The organism is Quadrisphaera sp. DVD1 (assembly GCF_058932755.1).
In genome coordinates this window covers 1-17,148 of record NZ_JBZYWI010000009.1, presented here as the reverse complement: position 1 = coordinate 17,148, position 17,148 = coordinate 1, and the positions used below count along the sequence as shown (strand labels likewise).

Annotated in this window: 16 protein-coding genes and 2 pseudogenes; 6 read left to right on the top strand and 12 right to left on the bottom strand. The window is 74.5% G+C overall.

From position 1 onward, the window contains the following. Window positions 1-28 precede the first annotated feature (28 nt). The gene (locus AC5FZL_RS01980; protein WP_493616889.1) at window positions 29-1,609 is read left to right on the top strand and encodes an ABC transporter ATP-binding protein; all 1,581 of its coding nucleotides are present in this window, start codon (window positions 29-31) and stop codon (window positions 1,607-1,609) included. A gap of 218 nt (window positions 1,610-1,827) precedes the next feature. Here the strand turns inward: AC5FZL_RS01980 and AC5FZL_RS01975 are convergent, their stop codons facing one another. The 3 genes and pseudogenes from AC5FZL_RS01975 to AC5FZL_RS01965 form a co-directional block, all read right to left on the bottom strand. Next, window positions 1,828-2,457, bottom strand: coding sequence for a TetR/AcrR family transcriptional regulator (locus tag AC5FZL_RS01975; protein WP_493616888.1), 630 nt, complete (start codon window positions 2,455-2,457; stop codon window positions 1,828-1,830). Window positions 2,458-2,671: 214 nt separating this feature from the next. Continuing rightward, window positions 2,672-3,043 carry a hypothetical protein gene (locus tag AC5FZL_RS01970; protein ID WP_493616887.1) on the bottom strand — a complete coding sequence of 124 codons (372 nt, stop codon included), beginning with the start codon at window positions 3,041-3,043 and terminating at the stop codon, window positions 2,672-2,674. 391 nt (window positions 3,044-3,434) lie between these two features. Then, window positions 3,435-3,533: pseudogene (locus tag AC5FZL_RS01965) on the bottom strand (TetR/AcrR family transcriptional regulator); the annotation flags it as partial. Between the two features lie 86 nt (window positions 3,534-3,619). On the opposite strand from AC5FZL_RS01965, the gene AC5FZL_RS01960 reads away from it, so the two are divergent. The 5 genes from AC5FZL_RS01960 to AC5FZL_RS01940 are packed head-to-tail and all read left to right on the top strand — an operon-like array spanning window position 3,620 to window position 10,346. Beyond that, entirely contained in the window at window positions 3,620-4,384 is a 765-nt protein-coding gene (locus AC5FZL_RS01960; protein WP_493616886.1) for an SURF1 family protein, read from the top strand. After that, the gene (locus tag AC5FZL_RS01955; protein WP_493616885.1) at window positions 4,381-4,785 is read left to right on the top strand and encodes a DUF3817 domain-containing protein; all 405 of its coding nucleotides are present in this window, start codon (window positions 4,381-4,383) and stop codon (window positions 4,783-4,785) included. The genes AC5FZL_RS01960 and AC5FZL_RS01955 overlap by 4 nt, the downstream gene beginning before the upstream one ends. Further along, a complete protein-coding gene (guaA, locus tag AC5FZL_RS01950) occupies window positions 4,782-6,410 on the top strand; it encodes a glutamine-hydrolyzing GMP synthase (protein ID WP_493616884.1) in 1,629 nt (542 codons plus the stop codon). Before AC5FZL_RS01955 ends, guaA begins: the two co-directional genes overlap by 4 nt. Next, entirely contained in the window at window positions 6,401-7,549 is a 1,149-nt protein-coding gene (chrA, locus tag AC5FZL_RS01945; RefSeq protein WP_493616883.1) for a chromate efflux transporter, read from the top strand. Before guaA ends, chrA begins: the two co-directional genes overlap by 10 nt. A 58-nt stretch (window positions 7,550-7,607) precedes the next feature. After that, the gene (locus AC5FZL_RS01940) at window positions 7,608-10,346 is read left to right on the top strand and encodes a putative bifunctional diguanylate cyclase/phosphodiesterase (protein ID WP_493616882.1); all 2,739 of its coding nucleotides are present in this window, start codon (window positions 7,608-7,610) and stop codon (window positions 10,344-10,346) included. Here AC5FZL_RS01940 and AC5FZL_RS01935 read toward each other — a convergent pair. The 9 genes and pseudogenes from AC5FZL_RS01935 to AC5FZL_RS01895 all read right to left on the bottom strand — a co-directional run. Next, window positions 10,285-10,563: a protealysin inhibitor emfourin gene (locus tag AC5FZL_RS01935; RefSeq protein WP_493616881.1), complete on the bottom strand. Its 279-nt coding sequence runs from the start codon at window positions 10,561-10,563 to the stop codon at window positions 10,285-10,287. The two genes, AC5FZL_RS01940 and AC5FZL_RS01935, sit on opposite strands and share 62 nt — an antisense overlap. A 15-nt stretch (window positions 10,564-10,578) precedes the next feature. Further along, window positions 10,579-11,631, bottom strand: coding sequence for a M4 family metallopeptidase (locus tag AC5FZL_RS01930; RefSeq protein ID WP_493616880.1), 1,053 nt, complete (start codon window positions 11,629-11,631; stop codon window positions 10,579-10,581). A 58-nt stretch (window positions 11,632-11,689) separates the two neighbouring features. Further along, window positions 11,690-12,448: an amino acid ABC transporter ATP-binding protein gene (locus AC5FZL_RS01925; RefSeq protein ID WP_493616879.1), complete on the bottom strand. Its 759-nt coding sequence runs from the start codon at window positions 12,446-12,448 to the stop codon at window positions 11,690-11,692. After that, a complete protein-coding gene (locus tag AC5FZL_RS01920) occupies window positions 12,448-13,116 on the bottom strand; it encodes an amino acid ABC transporter permease (RefSeq protein WP_493616878.1) in 669 nt (222 codons plus the stop codon). The genes AC5FZL_RS01925 and AC5FZL_RS01920 overlap by 1 nt, the downstream gene beginning before the upstream one ends. A gap of 30 nt (window positions 13,117-13,146) precedes the next feature. Further along, window positions 13,147-13,950 (bottom strand): amino acid ABC transporter substrate-binding protein, encoded by an 804-nt coding sequence (locus AC5FZL_RS01915; protein WP_493616877.1) that lies wholly within the window; start codon window positions 13,948-13,950, stop codon window positions 13,147-13,149. Between the two features lie 72 nt (window positions 13,951-14,022). Further along, complete coding sequence (locus AC5FZL_RS01910; RefSeq protein ID WP_493616876.1) at window positions 14,023-15,249, bottom strand: AI-2E family transporter; 1,227 nt, start codon at window positions 15,247-15,249, stop codon at window positions 14,023-14,025. A gap of 92 nt (window positions 15,250-15,341) precedes the next feature. Continuing rightward, window positions 15,342-15,824, bottom strand: a complete 483-nt coding sequence (locus tag AC5FZL_RS01905) for a gluconokinase (protein WP_493616907.1) — start codon at window positions 15,822-15,824, stop codon at window positions 15,342-15,344. Window positions 15,825-15,850: 26 nt separating this feature from the next. Then, window positions 15,851-16,786 (bottom strand): aldose 1-epimerase family protein, encoded by a 936-nt coding sequence (locus AC5FZL_RS01900; protein WP_493616875.1) that lies wholly within the window; start codon window positions 16,784-16,786, stop codon window positions 15,851-15,853. Continuing rightward, window positions 16,783-17,148 (bottom strand): annotated as a pseudogene (locus AC5FZL_RS01895) (nucleotidyl transferase); the annotation flags it as partial. The gene AC5FZL_RS01900 and the pseudogene AC5FZL_RS01895, both read right to left, overlap by 4 nt.

The following is a 17,148-nucleotide window of genomic DNA, read 5'->3' as shown; positions in this document are numbered from 1 at the left end:
CTCCACCGATCGGTCCCCGCTCGTCGTCGTGAGCGACCTGGCTGTGACCTTCTCCACGCCTCAGGGCGACGTGCGCGCCGTCGACGGCGTCTCCTTCGAGGTTCGCCGTGGGCAGATCCTGGGCATCGTGGGGGAGTCAGGGTCGGGCAAGTCGGTGACCTCGCGCGCGATCCTTCGCATGCTCCGCCATCCGGGAAGGGTGACGGACGGCCGGATCCAGTACCGCGAGAAGGACCTCCTTGCGCTGCCCGAGCAGGAGATGCGGCAGGTCCGGGGCAGCGACATCGCGATGATCTTCCAGGACCCCCAGGCGGCGCTCAACCCGGTCATGCGGATCGGGGCTCAGATCGAAGAGGCTCTGCTCATCCACGGGGTGAGCCGCCAGGACGCAGATGCTCGAACTCGGGAGCTGCTCGCGCAGGTCGGCATCCCCGACCCCGCGTCGGCGGCGAGGAAGTATCCGCACGAGTTCTCCGGGGGCATGCGGCAGCGAGTCGTCATCGCGATCGCCTTGGCGAACAAGCCCTCGCTGCTGATCGCCGATGAGCCGACGACCGCCCTCGACGTCACCATCCAGGCGCAGATCCTCGACCTGATCCGGCGCCTGCGGGACGAGCTCGACATCGCCATCATCTTCATCACCCACGACATGGGCGTGGTCGCGGAGCTGTGCGACGACGTGCTGGTCATGCGCCACGGGAAGGTGGTGGAGCGCGGACCCGTCCAGGAGGTGCTCCACAACCCGCAGCACCCGTACACGGTGGCGCTGATGAAGGCCGTGCCAAGCATGAGCACGCCGCTGAGGGCTCCCGTGCCCGCGGCGTCGAGGCCTGCCCTCGCCGTCACCGACCTGCGGGTGGACCTCGGGAAGCGCAAGACGCTGTTCCGGCCGGCCAGCCCCTTCTTCGCCGTCAACGGGGTGTCGCTCGAGGTGCACGCCGGTGAGACGCTCGGGCTCGTCGGTGAGTCCGGGTGCGGCAAGTCCACGCTGTCCCGGACCATCGTCGGGATCAACCCGGTCACGAGCGGGCGCATCGAGGTGGACGGCGCCGACGTGACCGCGATGTCCGCGGAGGATCGCCGGAAGGTCGTGGAGTCGGTGCAGTACGTGTTCCAGGACCCGTTCTCCTCGCTCAACCCGCGCCGCACGGCCGGCGAGTCGTTGGAGGAGGCTCTGCGGGTCGCGGGTGTGGCGCCCCGCAAGGTGCGGGAGCGCAGCGTCGATCTTCTGCGCCGCGTCGGGCTGGACGAGCAGTACCTCGATCGCTATCCGCACGCGTTCTCCGGGGGACAGCGGCAGAGGATCGGGATCGCCCGGGCCCTGGCCGCTGAGCCAGCGGTGCTCATCCTCGACGAGCCCGTCTCGGCGCTCGACGTGTCGATCCAGGCGCAGATCCTCGATCTGCTGACCGGTCTCCAGGAGGAGCTCGGCCTCGGGTACCTGTTCATCTCGCACGACCTGTCGGTGGTGCGAGGCATCAGCCATCGCGTGGCGGTGATGTACAAGGGGCAGATCGTGGAGGCTGGGACGACGGACGACATCTTCAGCCGAGCCCAGCACGCCTACACCCAGCAACTGCTGGCCTCGACGCTGCTGCTCGCGTCGTAGAGCCCGTCGTCGGCGCGCTGCCGCTGTGCGGCTGCGCAGCAGGGCATCGACGACGCCGGTGCAGGTCGACCGGCCAACGGCGCGGCATGACGGGCGTCGTCGGCCGGTCGACGGGCCCCGAGGATGCGTCGAGTGCGCCTGCGGGGCCCTCTGGCGGCTTGGCGGATGAGCTGGGTCCCAGACCGTCCACGTCCGTGCGTCCCGCTGCTCGTGTCAGGTCAGACCTCGGGCTTCGGCATCTGCGTTAGGTAGGGGGCCAGCAGCCCCATGAACTGGCGGAACACCTCGACCCTGCTCATCGCATCGGGCGCGAACAGCCACTGGACGCGGAGGCCGTCTGCCAGACCCACCATCCATCGAGCGACGGTCTCCGTGGTCACGCCTGCCGGCAGGCGCTCTTCATCGATGAGAGGCCTGATGGATGCTTCGGTGGAGGTGATGATCTCGGCGTAGCGCGCTCTGAACCATTCATGGCCGGGGTGACCGTCGGCGAGGCTCTCGGCTGACAAGATCGTCATGAGCTGGACGAGCATGGGATTCTGCTCGTTGCGCTCGAGCGTGCGGATGAACGCGTGGATGCCGTCGTATCCCGCGGCCGTGTCCGCCCCCTGGTCCGCGCTGGTGCGGCGCTCCCGCTCCTGGAGCGCGGCGAGGAGAAGCGCCGCTTTGGAGGGGAAGTGGTGGAGCAAACCAGCCTGGGTGATGCCGACCTGGCTCGCGAGGTCCGCGATGCTCACCGTGTGGAACCCTCCCGCAGAGAAGAGTTCGAGAGCGACGTTGACGATCTCCTGCTTCCGGGCTTCGCCGCGCGGACGTGTGGCCCGTGCCGATGGGTCCTTGACCGTCATGTCTGCCTCATCGCGTGCGGAAGGGATGCCAGTTCGTCACCGCGCGGAGCATCCGACTCATGCGCGCTCTGCTCCACTGGGTCTACCGTCCGAACCTAGCGCCCACTAGGTTATCAGGTGCCACAGGCGCTGTTCGGCTTCGACGTCATCCACGGCCTGCGCACCATCCTCCCGGTGCCGATCGCGATGGTCGCTTCGTGGGACCCCGAGGCCATCAGGAGCGGTTGCTGAGCGCGGCGTTGATGGCGTCGACCGTGCCGCGGGGGTCGGCCACCGTCAGGTACAGGCGCTGGTACTTCTCGCGGTCGAGCTGGACCACGATCGTGCGGCGGTGTCCTGAGCGGCGAGCGGAGACGTTCCAGAAGCTGGTGTCGCCGTCCTTGGTGGAGGTGCCGGCCCACTTGCCCGGAACGGCCAGGCCGGGGTGGCGCAGGCCCTTGGGTTCGGTGGCGGCGTCGGGGTCGGCGGTGGCCCCGCGCACGTGCGCCAGCGGGATGGTGAGCTGGCGGGTGAGAGACCACATCCGATCCGACCCGGTGGGCTCGATGATGAGCGCGTCCGGGGTGAGGGTGACGGTGTTGTTCATGGCGCTGGGTCCCTTCAGGTGGGCTGGCTGAGGCTGATGCGGGCGCGTGCGAGGAGCCGGCGCCCCAGGAGTGACGCGGCGTGCTCGGGGCCGGCCCGCTCGGCGAGAGCTCGCTCGACCAGGGCCCGGACCTCCTCGTCGCGCGGCGCGAGTTCGAGGGTGGCGACCAGGAGCAGGTCGAGGAGCGTCTCGTCGTCCGTGCCGGTGCTCCAGGTGGTCGGCCCGGTGGTCGGGGCGCCATCGGCTCCGGTCTTCTCGCTGCTCGGTCTGTGCGCTGCTGCAGTCGGGTCTGCCGCTGGCAGGAGGTGGGCGCGCAGGGCGGTGAGGAGGGGCCGCGCTTGCTGCCGAAGGCCTGGTAGAGGCTGCCGCGGTGAAGACCGGTGGCGTGGGGCAAGTCGTCGACGGAGGTCGCCTCGTAGCCGAGATCGGTGAAGGCGGCGCTGGCCGCGGCGATGACGGCGTGCTGGTCGAAGCTGCGAGGTCGGCCCATGTCGTTCATCACCGGCAAACAGACGAAGCAGCGAGCGGGCCGGCCAGCGCGTCCGCGGGCGCCTCCGCCCGGCGTACGGTGGGGGCGTGCTGCGGACCGCGCTGCGCCCCTGGTCGCTGGGCCTGCTCGTGCTGGCCCTCGCGTTCGCGACCGCCTTCGCGGCCCTCGGCGACTGGCAGCTGGGGCGCTCCCGCAGCCAGGCCGGCCCGGCGCCGACCGAGCAGGTGGTGCCCCTGGCCGAGGTGCTGGCCCCCTCCTCGACCTTCACCGGCGCGGCGAACGGCCAGCGCGTCACGGTGAGCGGCGTCTTCCGCCCGGAGGACCAGGTGCTCGTCGTCGACCGGCCGCTCGACGGCCGGCCCGGCTCGTGGCTGGTCACGGCGCTCGCGGTGGAGGCCGGTGGCGGCGGCACCGCCCTGCTGCCGGTGCTGCGCGGCTGGCTGCCCGAGGGCGCCGAGCCCCCGCCCCCGGCGTCCGAGCCCGTGCAGCTGACCGGCCGCCTCCACCCCGGCGAGCCGCCCCGCGGCTACGCGCCGGGGCAGGACCTGCGGGCGCTGAGCTCCGCCGACCTCGTCAACGCCTGGGACCTGCCGCTCTACACCGGGTACCTCGCGCTCGAGGAGGCGCAGGCGCCGCTGTCCGTCGTGCCGACGCAGGCGCCGGAGCGCGAGGTGAACCTGCGCAACGTCTCCTACGCGCTGCAGTGGTGGCTCTTCGCCGCCTTCGCGGTGCTCGTGTGGGCCCACCTGGTGCGGCAGCGCCACCGCGACGAGCAGGCCGACGAAGCCTGGGAGGATGAGGGCATGAGCTCCGACACCGCCGAGCAGATCCCGCAGGAGACCCGCCCGTGAGCGCGGTCGACGGCCGCCCCGCCCGCCCCGCCGGCGCGGCCGGACGGCGGCGCGAGGCCGGCTCGGCGCTGACCCGCTACCGGGTGATGGCCATCGTCACCGGCGTCATGCTCGTGCTGCTGACCATCTCGGTGCTGCTGCAGCTCGCCGGCGTCGACACGGGAGCGGTCGGCTCGGCCATCGCGATCGCCCACGGCTGGATCTACGCCGTCTACCTCGTGACGGTCTTCGACCTGTGGTCGCGGCTGCGCTGGCCCTTCGGCCGGTTCGTCGTCCTCGTGCTCTCCGGCGTCGTCCCGCTGCTGTCGTTCTGGGCCGAGCGCCGCGTGGTCGCCGAGGTGCGCTCCGGCCGCTACGGCCCGCACGTGCCGGCCACGCCCGGAGAGGGGACCCCCCGATGAGCACCCACGACGACGTCCAGCCCGACGTCCCGCCGCAGGACGCCGAGGCCGTCGCGGAGACCCAGCACCGCCCGGTGCTCGTGGTCGACTACGGCGCCCAGTACGCCCAGCTGATCGCCCGGCGCGTGCGCGAGGCCGACGCGTACTCCGAGATCGTGCCCGGCTCGATGCCGGTCGCCCAGCTCCTGGCCAAGGACCCGGCCGCGATCATCCTCTCCGGCGGGCCGTCGTCGGTGTACGCCGAGGGCGCCCCGCAGGTCGACCCGGCGCTGTTCGAGGCCGGCGTGCCCGTCCTGGGCATCTGCTACGGGTTCCAGGCGATGGCCTCCGCGCTGGGCGGCGAGGTCGCCCGCACCGGCCTCAGCGAGTACGGCGGCACGCCGCTGGAGGTGGCGACGCCGGAGAGCACGCTGCTGCACGGCCAGCCCGAGCAGCAGAACGTGTGGATGAGCCACGGGGACGCCGTCCAGACCGCGCCCGAGGGCTTCACCGTCGTCGCCTCGAGCTCCGGGGCGCGGGTGGCGGCCTTCGAGGACGACGAGCGCAAGCTCTACGGCGTCCAGTGGCACCCCGAGGTCGGGCACTCCACGTTCGGCCAGCGGGTGCTGGAGAACTTCCTGCGCCGGGGCGCGGGCGTCCCGGGGGACTGGACCACCGGCAACGTCATCGCCGAGCAGGTCGAGCGCATCCGGGCCCAGGTCGGGGACAAGCGGGTGATCTGCGGGCTCTCCGGCGGGGTCGACTCCGCCGTGGCCGCGGCGCTCGTGCAGCGCGCCGTCGGCGACCAGCTGACCTGCGTGTTCGTCGACCACGGGCTGCTGCGCGCGGGCGAGGCCGAGCAGGTCGAGCAGGACTACGTCGCCGCCACCGGCGTCCGGCTCGTCGTCGTCGACGCCGTCGAGCAGTTCATGACCGCGCTCGCCGGGGTGACCGACCCCGAGACCAAGCGCAAGACGATCGGCCGCGAGTTCATCCGCGCCTTCGAGGGCGCCGCGCGCGACCTGGTCGCCGAGGACGAGGGCAGCGAGTCGTCCGTCGAGTTCCTCGTCCAGGGCACGCTCTACCCGGACGTCGTGGAGTCCGGCGGCGGCGAGGGCGCGGCGACGATCAAGAGCCACCACAACGTCGGCGGGCTGCCCGACGACCTGCAGTTCTCCCTCGTGGAGCCGCTGCGGACGCTGTTCAAGGACGAGGTCCGTGCGGTCGGCGCCGAGCTGGGGCTGCCCGACGCGATGGTGTGGCGCCAGCCGTTCCCCGGGCCCGGCCTGGGCATCCGGATCATCGGCGAGGTCACCCACGAGCGCCTGGAGACCCTGCGCGCGGCCGACCTCATCGTCCGCGAGGAGCTCACCGCGGCAGGCCTGGACCGCTCGATCTGGCAGTGCCCCGTGGTGCTGCTGGCCGACGTCCGCTCCGTCGGCGTCCAGGGCGACGGGCGCACCTACGGCCACCCGGTCGTCCTGCGCCCGGTGAGCAGCGAGGACGCGATGACCGCTGACTGGTCGCGCCTGCCCTACGACCTGCTCGCGCGGATCTCCACCCGGATCACCAACGAGGTGCCCGAGGTGAACCGGGTCGTGCTCGACGTCACGAGCAAGCCGCCGGGCACCATCGAGTGGGAGTAGCGGGCGCAGCACCCGGCCCGCCACCCGGTGCGGCCCGCGAGGTCGCGGCGGTCTTCCTCCGCCTCGGCGTCATCGCCTTCGGCGGGCCGGTGGCGCACGTGGCGATGATGCGCGAGGAGCTCGTGCGCCGGCGCGCGTGGGTGGACGACCAGCGCTTCCTCGACCTGGTCGGCGCCACCAACCTCGTCCCGGGGCCGAACTCCACCGAGCTCGCCATCCACCTCGGCCACGACCGGGCCCGCTGGCGGGGGCTGGTGCTGGCGGGCGTCTGCTTCATCCTGCCCGCGGCGGGGATCGTCACCGCCCTGGCCTGGGGGTACGTGCGCTACGGCTCCACCCCGGCGGTCGACGGGCTGCTCCACGGCGTCGTCCCGGTGGTGCTCGGCATCGTCGTCTGGGCCCTGCTCGGCCTGGCCCGGACGGCGGTCAAGGGCCCCTGGCACGCCGTCCTGGGCGTCGCGGCCCTGGCGGCGTCGCTGCTCGGGGCGCCGGAGCTGCTCGTGCTCGCCGCCGGCGCCGCGCTGGCCGGGGCCGTGCGGGCGGCCCAGCAGGTGCGCGGCCCGCAGGCGCTCGCCCTCCTCCCCGCCCTGGTCGCCACCGCGGGGCCGGGAGACCGCGACCTGTCCACGCTCTTCTGGACCATGCTCAAGATCGGCTCGGTGCTCTACGGCAGCGGGTACGTCCTGCTCGCGTTCCTCGAGGGCGACCTCGTCGACCGGCTGGGCTGGGTCACCGGCCAGCAGCTGCTGGACGCCGTCTCCATCGGCCAGGTCACCCCCGGGCCGGTCTTCACGACGGCGACGTTCCTCGGCTACCTCGTCGCCGGGGTGCCCGGCGCGCTCGTGGCCACGGTCGCGATCTTCCTGCCCTCCTTCGTCTTCGTCGGCCTGCTGACCCGGATCACCGACCGCCTGCGCGCCTCGCCCTGGACCTCGGCGCTGCTCGACGGCGTGAACGTCACGGCGCTGGCCCTGATGGCCGCCGTGACCCTGCGGCTGGGCGCCACGGCGGTGGTCGACCCGCTCACCGCTGCCCTCGCCCTCGTCGCGGTGCTGGTGCTGTGGCGCACGCGGGTCAACAGCGCCTGGCTCGTGGCCGGGGGCGCCGTGGTGGGTCTGGGGCGCGTCCTGCTCGGCTGACCGGGGGAGGCGCGGCGGCGCCGCTGCAGGACCCGGCGCCACCGACCGATGCCGCTGCGTGGACACCGACCGAGGCGCAGCGCTGCGCCGCGCCGCCGGCGCCGCGGGCGCGACCGGCGTCCTGGCGTGGGCGCTCGGCGCAGCCCTCCTCGAGGGCACCGCGCGAGCGCTCGTCACCACGGCAGCGCTCACGGCGCTCATGCTGCTCGCCGCCGCCCTCACCGCGGTGCGCGCCGCCCGCGGCGCCACCGCGCGCCAGCGCTGGGGGTGGGGAGCGCTCGCCGCGTCCTCGGCGTGCTGGGCGGCCGGCGAGTCGGCGTGGGTCGTCACGGCCCGCACCTCGGCGACGATCGTCGTGCCCTCTCCCTCCGAGCCGCTGTTCCTCCTCTCGGCGCCGCTGCTGCTCGTGGGGGTCGCCGTCCTGACCCTGCGCCAGCCCGTCCTCGCCGGGCGGGCGCTGGTGGCGCTCGACGGCGCCGTCGTGGCCGGGTCGGTCCTCGCGGCGACCTGGCAGGCGCTCGTCCACGGGGCCGGGTCCACCGGCGCGACGATCGCGACGGCCGGGGTCACCGCGACCTACCTGGCCACCGACGCCGCCGTGATGGCCGTCGGGCTCATCGTGCTGGCCCGCACCGGGCTCTCCCGCTCGGGCGGCGCCTGGCGCCGGGGCACCCTGCCGCTGCTGGCCGGCGCCGCCCTGGCCGCCGGCGCCGGTGACGCCGCCTACAGCCTCGTCGACGTCGCCGCGGGGTACCCGATGGGGCACCCGGTCGAGCTCGGCTACGTGCTGCGCGCCGTCCTGCTCGCCGCCGCGGCGGTGGCCGCGCGCCGGGCGGAGCAGCCGGTGGCGGCCCTGCCCGGGCGCGTGGCGCTGCTCGCGCCCTACGCCGCGGTGCTGGTCGGCGTGGGCAGCGTCCTGTGGCGCGGGGCCTTCGGCGAGGTGGACGGCGGGACCCTGGCGATCGTCGCGGTCGTGATGCTGCTCGTCATCGTCCGCCAGGTGCTGACCGTGCTCGAGCACACCGCGCTCACCCGCGACCTCGAGGACCGGGTCGGCGAGCGCACCCGCCAGCTGGCCGACCAGGAGCAGTGGTTCCGCACCGTGCTGCACCACTCCTCCGACGTCGTCACGGCGACCGACGCCGACGGCGTGGTCAGCTGGCAGTCCGGCTCCGGCGGCTGGGCGGGGGACCTGCGCGGCCGCGACCTCACCGACGTGCTGGCCCCCGGCGACGCCCTGGCGACGGCTCGGGCCGTGCGCGCCGCGGCAGGCGCGCCCGGGTCGGTGCACCCGGTGAGCTGGACCCTGCCCGGTCCCGACGGGGCGCCGCTGCACCTGGAGACCAGGATCACCTCCCTCCTGCACGACCCCGTGGTCGGTGCCCTCATCCTCACCACCCGCGACGTCACCGAGCGCGCGCGGCTGCAGGAGCAGCTGTCCCATCAGGCCTTCCACGACGAGCTCACCGGGCTCGCCAACCGCAGCCTGTACCGAGACCGCCTGGAGCACGCGCTCGCCGCCCGCGTGCGCGACGGCCGGCCCGTCGCCGTGCTCTACCTCGACCTCGACGGGTTCAAGGCCGTCAACGACGCCCTGGGCCACGGGGCCGGTGACGCCGTGCTGCGCGAGGTGGCCGCCCGGCTGGGCTCGGCCGTCCGGCCGGGCGACACGGTGGCGCGCCTGGGCGGCGACGAGTTCGCGGTGCTGCTCGAGCGCGTGCGCGACGTCGAGGAGGCGGAGGAGGTCGCCGCCCGGCTGCTGGGCTGCCTCGGGTCACCGCTGGTGCTCCAGGGCCGGACCGTGCCCCTGCGCGCGTCGCTGGGCCTGGCCGTCACGGAGACCGGCACCGAGACCGGCGAGGAGCTGCTGCGCGACGCCGACCTGGCGATGTACCGGGCCAAGGCCGGCGGCACCGGCGAGGTGCGGCGGTACCAGGCGAGCATGCGCGACGAGCTCCTCGCCCGCGTGCGGACCGAGGAGGGCCTGCGCCGGGCCCTGGCCGAGGGCGAGCTCCGCGTGCACTACCAGCCCACGGTCGACCTGGCGACGGGGCGGACGACCGGGGTCGAGGCGCTGGTGCGCTGGCAACTGCCCACCGGGGAGCTGGTCCCGCCGCTGGAGTTCATCCCGGTGGCCGAGGAGACCGGCCTGGTGGTGCCGCTGGGCACCTGGGTGCTGCGCGAGGCCTGCGCCCAGGGCGCCCGCTGGCTCGCCGGACCGGGCGAGCCGCTGTCGGTGTCGGTCAACGTCTCGGCCCGCCAGCTCGACGCGTCCCTCGTCGCGGTGGTGGCCGACGCCCTGGCCGAGACCGGCCTGCCCGCGCACCTGCTCGTGCTCGAGCTCACCGAGAGCGTGCTCGTGGCCGACGACGCCGGCACCTCCGCGGTGCTGCACGCCCTGAGGCGGCTCGGGGTGCGCCTGGCGATCGACGACTTCGGCACCGGGTTCTCCGCGCTGGCCTACCTCTCGCGGCTGCCGATCGACGTGATCAAGGTCGACCGCGCCTTCGTGGCGCAGCTGGGCGCCGGCGAGGGGCGGGCCGACCTGGCCCGCACGATCATCGAGATGGCCCGCGCGCTGGGCATGAGCACCACGGCCGAGGGCATCGAGACGCCGGAGCAGCTGGCCGCCCTGCGCGGGCTCGGCTGCGACCTGGGGCAGGGCTACCTCTTCTCCCGCCCGGTGCCGGCCGAGCAGGTGCGCGCCCTGCAGGGCGCCGGCCCGGCCGCGGCGGTCACGCCGGAGGCCGCTCCTCGGCGAGCGCCCGCTCGGCGAGGTCCCGCAGCGCGCCGGTGAGGGAGCCGTCGGGCACGACGGCCCGCTGGTCGTCCACCTCGATCGTCCACACGAAGGCGTCGCGCACCCGCTCGGGAGGGGCGGGTGCGGGCGGCAGGGGCCGGGCCCGCTCGGCGAGCGACAGCCAGGCGTCGGCGTCCGCGCGGCCGTCGGTGTCCAGCTCGGCGCGGCGCACGAGGCCCGCGAAGCCGCCGCTGCGGCTGACGGTGATCCGCACCGCGCCTCCTCGACCTCAGCTCGCGGGGACGACCCCCACGCCGTCCCACCCGGCACCCACCGCCTCGACCTCCGCCGAGGCCGGGCCGAACCGCCGGGCGGCGGCGTCCAGCGTGACCGCGGCGAAGGCGGCGAAGCCCGGCGGGCCTGCTGGCGGCGCCAGCCTAGGGTCGAGCAGGGCGTCGTACCAGACCCGCCCGGCCCGCTCCCACGCCCGGCCGCCCAGGGCGGTGGCCGCGAGGTGGAAGGCGCGGTTGGGGATCCCCGAGTTCAGGTGCACCCCGCCGTCGTCCTCGTCCGTGACGACGTAGCCGGCCATGTGGCCGGGCTGGGGGTCGCGCCCCAGCACCGGGTCGTCGTAGGCGGTGCCGGGAGCGGCCATCGAGCGCAGCGCCACGCCGCGCACGCCCGGGCGGAACAGGCCCTGCCCGATCAGCCAGCTGGCCTCGTCGGCGCTCTGGCCGGCGGCGTGCTGCTCCACCAGCGCGCCCAGGACGTCGGCGACGGACTCGTTCAGCGCGCCGGTCTGGCCGCGGTAGGCCAGGTCGGCGGTGTACTGGACGACGCCGTGGCCCAGCTCGTGCCCGATGACGCTGAGGGAGGCGGTGAACCGGCCGAAGACCCGGCCGTCGCCGTCGCCGAAGACCATCCGCTCGCCGTCCCAGAAGGCGTTGTCGTACGCCTGCCCGTAGTGGACGGTGGCGGGCAGCGGGCGGCCGGCGCCGTCGAGGGAGTCGCGCGCGAACGCCTCCAGCAGCAGGGCCCACGTGGCGCCCAGGCCGTCGTGCGCCTCGTCCACCGCCGGGTCTCCGGTGGGCGGGTCGTCCTCCCCGCGCACCACCTCGCCCGGCAGCTCGGTGGTGCCCCGGGCGTCGCTGATCGTGCGCTGCGGGCCCGCCTCCACGGGGCCGATCCCCGTGCGCGCCCGCGCGGGGCGCTCGGCGCGCACCGCTGCGTCGGTGGCCAGCGTCCGCCGCGCCGGCTCGGCGAGCAGGCCCTCGGGGGCCTCGCCCGACGCGGCGATCCGGTCGAGCAGGTAGGGAGGGACGATGGAGCAGCGCGCGGCCATGGCGGCACGGTGCCACCGACCACCGACGGTCGCCGCCCGAGCGCAGCGGGTGAACGGCTCAGATCGGGTCGAGCAGCCTGCGCAGGAAGCGCTGCGTGCGCTCCTCGCGGGGGGCGCCGAGCACCGCGCCCGGCTCGCCCTGCTCGACGACGAGGCCGCCGTCCATGAAGACCACCTGGTCGGCCACCTGCTGGGCGAAGCGCATCTCGTGGGTGACCACGACCATCGTCCAGCCCTCGCCGGCGAGGTCCTTCATCACGGCCAGCACCTCCCCGACCAGCTCGGGGTCCAGGGCCGAGGTGGGCTCGTCGAAGAGCATCAGCCGGGGGCGGATGGCGAGCGCGCGGGCGATCCCGACCCGCTGCTGCTGCCCGCCGGAGAGCTGGAAGGGGAACTGCTCGGCCTTGCTGGCCAGACCCACCCGGTCCAGCAGCTCGAGCGCCTCGCCGCGGACCTGGTCGCGAGGTCGTCGCTGGACGGTGACCGGGCCCTCCATGACGTTCTGCAGCACGGTCATGTGCGGGAAGAGGTTGTGGCTCTGGAAGACCATGCCGCTCTGGGCGCGCAGGGCCGTGGCGGTGCGCTTGTCGACGCGGCCGGAGAAGTCCACCGCCACGTCGCCGATCCGCACGGTCCCGGCCTCGGGCACCTCGAGGGTGTTGAGGCAGCGCAGCGCCGTCGTCTTGCCCGAGCCCGACGGGCCGCACAGCACCGTGACGGAGCCGGCCGGCACGTCGAGGTCGATGCCGCGCAGCACGTGCAGGTCGCCGAAGGACTTGACCATCCCGCGGACGCTCAGGAGAGGGGACTCGCTCATCACGCCACGTACCTCCCGAGCCGCGACTCCGCCCGCGTCTGCGCGGCGGACAGGAGCAGGCAGACCACCCAGTAGTAGATGGCTGCCACGGTGTAGATGGTGAAGAACTGGAACGTCGGTGCAGCGATCTCCTGGGCCCTGCGGAACAGCTCGGTGTACAGCACCGTGGCGCCCAGCGAGGTGTCCTTGACCAGGGAGATCAGGGTGTTCGACAGCGGGGGGACGGCGACCCGCGCGGCCTGGGGGAGCACCACGCGGCGCAGCGCGGTGGTGCGGCCCATGCCGATCGTGGCCGCGGCCTCCCACTGGCCGCGGGGGACGGCGAGGATCGCGGCCCGGACCACCTCGGACGCGTACGCGGCGACGTTGACCGTGAACGCGATGACGGCGGCGGGCCAGGGCTCGAGCGTGATGCCGAACGAGGGCAGGCCGTAGAAGACGATGAACAGCTGCACCAGGAGCGGGGTGCCCCGGACCACGGACACGTAGGCCCGCGCCACCGCGGAGACCACCCGCACCTTCGACAGGCGCATCAGCGCCACGACCACCGCCACGGCGAGGCCGAAGACGAACGTGACCGCCGTCAGCGGGATGGTGCCGTAGACCAGGCCCCGCAGCAGCGGCACGAGGGAGTCCTGGACCAGGCCCCAGTCGACGTCCTGCTCCACCAGCGCGCCCCGTCCCTCAGACCCGGACGGTCACTGGGTGACGTCCGCGCCGAACCACTCCTGGGAGATCTCCGCCAGCGTGCCGTCGGCGCGCAGGTCGGCGAGCGCCTGGTCGACGTCGTCCACCAGGGCCGAGTCGCGCGTGAAGGCGAAGGCCTGCTGGGTCTGGTCGTCGGTCTCGCCGGCGATCTTCACGCTCGTGTCGCCGGTGGTCTCGAGGTAGTTCAGCACCGCGAGGTCGTCGTTGATCGTCAGGTCGACGCGGCCCTGCTGGAGCAGCGTGATGGCCTGGGTGAAGCCCTCCACGGCCTCGACCTGCGCTCCGGCGGTGGTCGCGATCTCGGCCCAGTTGCTCGTGGCCGACTGCGCCGTGGTCTTGCCCGCCACGTCGTCGAGGGTGGTGACCGAGGTGTCGTCGGCGCGGGTGACGATCGCGCCGGTGGAGACGGTGTACGGGGTGGAGAAGTCGTAGGTCTCCAGCCGCTCCGGCGTGATCGAGACCTGGTTGGCCACGACGTCGTACCGCCCGGCCTCCAGGCCGGCGAAGATCGCGTCCCACGGCACCTCGGCGAACTCGACCTCGAGGCCCAGCTCGTCGGCCACGGCCGTGATGACGTCGACGTCGTAGCCGGTGAGCTCGTTGGTGGCCGGGTCGTGGAAGGAGAAGGGGGAGTAGGTGCCCTCGGTGCCCACGCGCAGGACGCCGTCCTCCTGCACCGACTCGCTGACGCCGCCCGCGGTCGACGTGTCGGAGGAGCCGTCGGAGCTGCCGCAGGCGCTGAGCGCCAGCACGGCGGCGGACAGGGCGAGCGTGGTGCGGGCGGTGCGGTGCATCGGGGGTCCTCCTGGACGACGTCGGGGGCGGTCTGCGGCCCCCGGAGAGGGGCAACGCGCCGAGGGCCGGGGTTAGTCCGCGTCCGGCGCGGGCCGGTGCGCCGACGCGCCGGCGGCTCCGGGTGCGGGTGCGGGTGCGGGTGCGGGGGCGTCCGCCGGCTCGCGCGCGGCGGGCGCCGGGTCGAGCTCCGGGACGGGCCGCGGCCCGCCGTCCTGCACCGGTGCCGGCGGCTCGTCGTGGGGGTCGGTCGCGGCCCCGGCCAGCAGCGGCAGCAGCCAGTGGGCGCTCGGGTTGGCGTCGACGAGCACCGCGCGGGTGAGCAGGCTCAGGGGCACGGCGAACAGGGCGCCCAGGCCGCCGAGGACGAACCCCCAGAAGACCAGGGACAGGAACGTCAGGGTGACCGAGAGGCCCACCGCGTCGCCGACGAACTTGGGCTGGATCAGGGACTGGATGACGAAGTTGAGCACCGCGTACCCGACCACGACGATGATCGCGGTCTGCGGGCCGCTGTCGAGCAGGGCCAGCAGGGCCGGCGGGATCACGCCCAGGACGAACCCGATGTTGGCGATGTAGTTGGTGATCCACGCCAGCAGCCCCCACAGCAGCGGCAGCGGGACGGACAGCCAGTACAGGAGCCCGACGTCGAGCACGGCGACGACCAGCCCGAAGACGGTGGAGACCACGAGGAAGCGCCGGGTGCCCGCGGCGAAGTCGGCGAGCGCGGTCACGAGGTGCGGGCGGGCGCTCGAGGCCCGGCGCATCAGCGCCGGGAACGCCGCGGCGTCGAAGGCCAGGAAGAACAGCAGCAGGAGGATGAAGAGGAAGCTCGACAGGGCCGAGGACAGGCCGCCGAGCACGCCCTGCGCCACCCCGACGGCCGAGCCCACCGAGACGCCCGACAGCGCGTCCTGGATCTGGTCCTGCCCGACGCCGACCCGCTCGCCGAGGTCGGTCACCTGGCCCAGCAGGTCGTTCAGCTGGTCGCTGTAGGTCGGCAGCAGGGTGGCCAGGCGCGCCAGCGACAGGCCCAGCGCGGCGACGACGCCGAGCAGCAGGGCGTAGATCGCGACCACCAGGGCCACCACGCTGAGCCAGCTCGGCACCCGTCGCCGCTGCAGCCAGGACTGCACCGGGTGCAGCGTGATGACGATGACGAGGGCGAAGAAGGCCGGGCCGAGGGTGCTCGAGAAGGAGCGCAGGCCGGCGATGACGACCACGGCGCTGGCCAGGCCGAGCAGCAGGCCGAGGGTGGGCGAGCGCGAGGGCTCGGGTGCGGTCGGTGCCGTGGACGCCACGAGGGCCCTCCGGGTGCGTCGAGGTGGCGCGGCCTGGACAGGACCCGCCCGGCGAGCCTAGGAGGACCGCGCCCGCCCCGCCCCTCGTGCCCTCAGCGCAGGTCGAGCGCGGCCACCGCGGAGCGGACGACGTCGGCGACCGGGGCGTCGACGTCCACCGCGACGCCGTCCTCGTCGGGCTCCAGCGGCTGCAGCGCCGCCAGCTGGGAGGTGAGCAGGCTGGCGGGCATGTAGTGGCCGGAACGGCGGCTCATCCGCTCGGCGAGCACCGCGGGGTCGGCCGTCAGGTGCACGAAGCGCACCCGCGCCGCCGCGCCCCGCAGGACGTCGCGGTAGGCGCGCTTGAGCGCCGAGCAGGTCAGCACGACGTCCTGGCCGACGGCGGCGCGGGCGTCCATCCAGGCCCGCAGGTCGGCCAGCCACGGCCAGCGGTCCTCGTCGTCGAGCGGCACGCCCGAGGCCATCTTCGCCACGTTGGCCGGGGGGTGGAACTCGTCGGCCTCGGCGAACGTCCAGCCGAGCTCGGCCGCGAGCTGCTGCGCCACGGTGGTCTTGCCGCTGCCGGAGACGCCCATCACCACCAGGGCCTGTCGCGGCGAGCTCACGGGGCGACGGCCTCGATGCGCCAGCGCGCGCGGTGGCGCTCGCCGGGGGCCAGGACGAGCAGGTCCGTGCCCGTGCGGAAGGCGTCCGGCGGGCAGGTCATCGGCTCCACGGCCAGGCCCGCGCGGTGCGCCACCGGCTCGGCCGCGGGGTCGGGGCGGTCGGCGGTGTGCACCTGCACCCAGCCCAGGTCGGCGTCCCAGAGCACCCGCACCCCGGCGCCGTCCTGCGCCCGCACGGTGGCCGAGCGGCCCCACGGCCCGTCGTCCCCACCCAGGCCGGTGAAGGCGTGGTCGACCTCGACCCCGCTCAGCGACCGGCCGCCGCGGAAGTCGAGGTCGAGGGCGCCGACGTCCACGACCGAGCGCGGCAGCAGCCGCTCGGGGTCGACGTCGAGCACGCGGGCGGCGTCGAGCTCGAGGGTCCAGTCGTCCACCCGCCCCGGCCCGGCGACGACGTACGGGTGCACGGCGGTGCCGTAGGGGGCGGGCGTCGGGCCCGTGTTGAGCGCCTCGAGGCTCCAGGTGAGGCCGTCGTCGGCGAGGGAGCACTCCGCGCGCAGGTCGAGCTGGTGGGGGTAGCCGGTCTGGGCCCAGAGGCGCGTGCCGAGGACCACCGACGACTCCGTGCGCTCCAGCAGCTCCCACGCCAGCCACGCGGCGAGCCCGTGCATGGCGCAGGCGCGGTCGGGCTCGGTCAGCGGCAGCTGCTGCTCCTCGCCCGCGAAGGTGTAGCTGCCGTCGCCGATCCGGTTCGGCCAGGGGGCCAGCACGGCGCCGCGGTAGTAGGGGCGGACCTCGCCCTCGTCGAACGCGCGGACCAGGTCGCGGCCGTCGTGGGTGAGGGTGCGCAGCGTCGCGCCGACCTCGGTGACGACGGCCCGGTAGGCCCCGGCGGTGATCTCGTGCTGCTGTCCCGAGGGCGCGGCGGTCATGGCGGCGACCCTAGCGGGGCGGCCACGGTGACGGGGTGCTCGCGGGTGCCGGCCCGCACGACCTCGACCAGGTGTTCCTGCGGCCCCACCCACGCGCCGTCCCACACCACGCACCGCTCCAGCCGCCCGTGGACCTGCGCGCCCTCGCCGACCGCGCTGGACCCGCCGGTGGCGAGGAGGTTGGCCCGCAGGTAGTCGGCCGGGGTGCCGCAGTCCACCGCCACCGGGGCGCCGCCCGGTGCGGGGTCGGCGACGAGGAGGTCGAGGCGCCCGGCGGCCTCCTCGGCCCGCCACAGCACCTCGTACAGGCCCGCGGGCGTGCTCGGCAGCGCGGCCACGAGCCCCGCGGGGAGCAGCGCGCT

What these genes read in the sequence shown, in the direction of transcription:
- AC5FZL_RS01925 (WP_493616879.1), bottom strand. Translation starts at nt 12,448, where the DNA reads ATGAGCGAGTCCCCTCTCCTGAGCGTCCGCGGGATGGTCAAGTCCTTC.
- AC5FZL_RS01905 (WP_493616907.1), bottom strand. Translation starts at nt 15,824, where the DNA reads ATGGGCGTCTCCGGCAGCGGCAAGACCACCGTGGCGCAGCAGCTCGCG.
- AC5FZL_RS01970 (WP_493616887.1), bottom strand. Translation starts at nt 3,043, where the DNA reads ATGAACAACACCGTCACCCTCACCCCGGACGCGCTCATCATCGAGCCC.
- AC5FZL_RS01915 (WP_493616877.1), bottom strand. Translation starts at nt 13,950, where the DNA reads ATGCACCGCACCGCCCGCACCACGCTCGCCCTGTCCGCCGCCGTGCTG.
- AC5FZL_RS01975 (WP_493616888.1), bottom strand. Translation starts at nt 2,457, where the DNA reads ATGACGGTCAAGGACCCATCGGCACGGGCCACACGTCCGCGCGGCGAA.
- AC5FZL_RS01930 (WP_493616880.1), bottom strand. Translation starts at nt 11,631, where the DNA reads ATGGCCGCGCGCTGCTCCATCGTCCCTCCCTACCTGCTCGACCGGATC.
- guaA (WP_493616884.1), top strand. Translation starts at nt 4,782, where the DNA reads ATGAGCACCCACGACGACGTCCAGCCCGACGTCCCGCCGCAGGACGCC.
- AC5FZL_RS01900 (WP_493616875.1), bottom strand. Translation starts at nt 16,786, where the DNA reads ATGACCGCCGCGCCCTCGGGACAGCAGCACGAGATCACCGCCGGGGCC.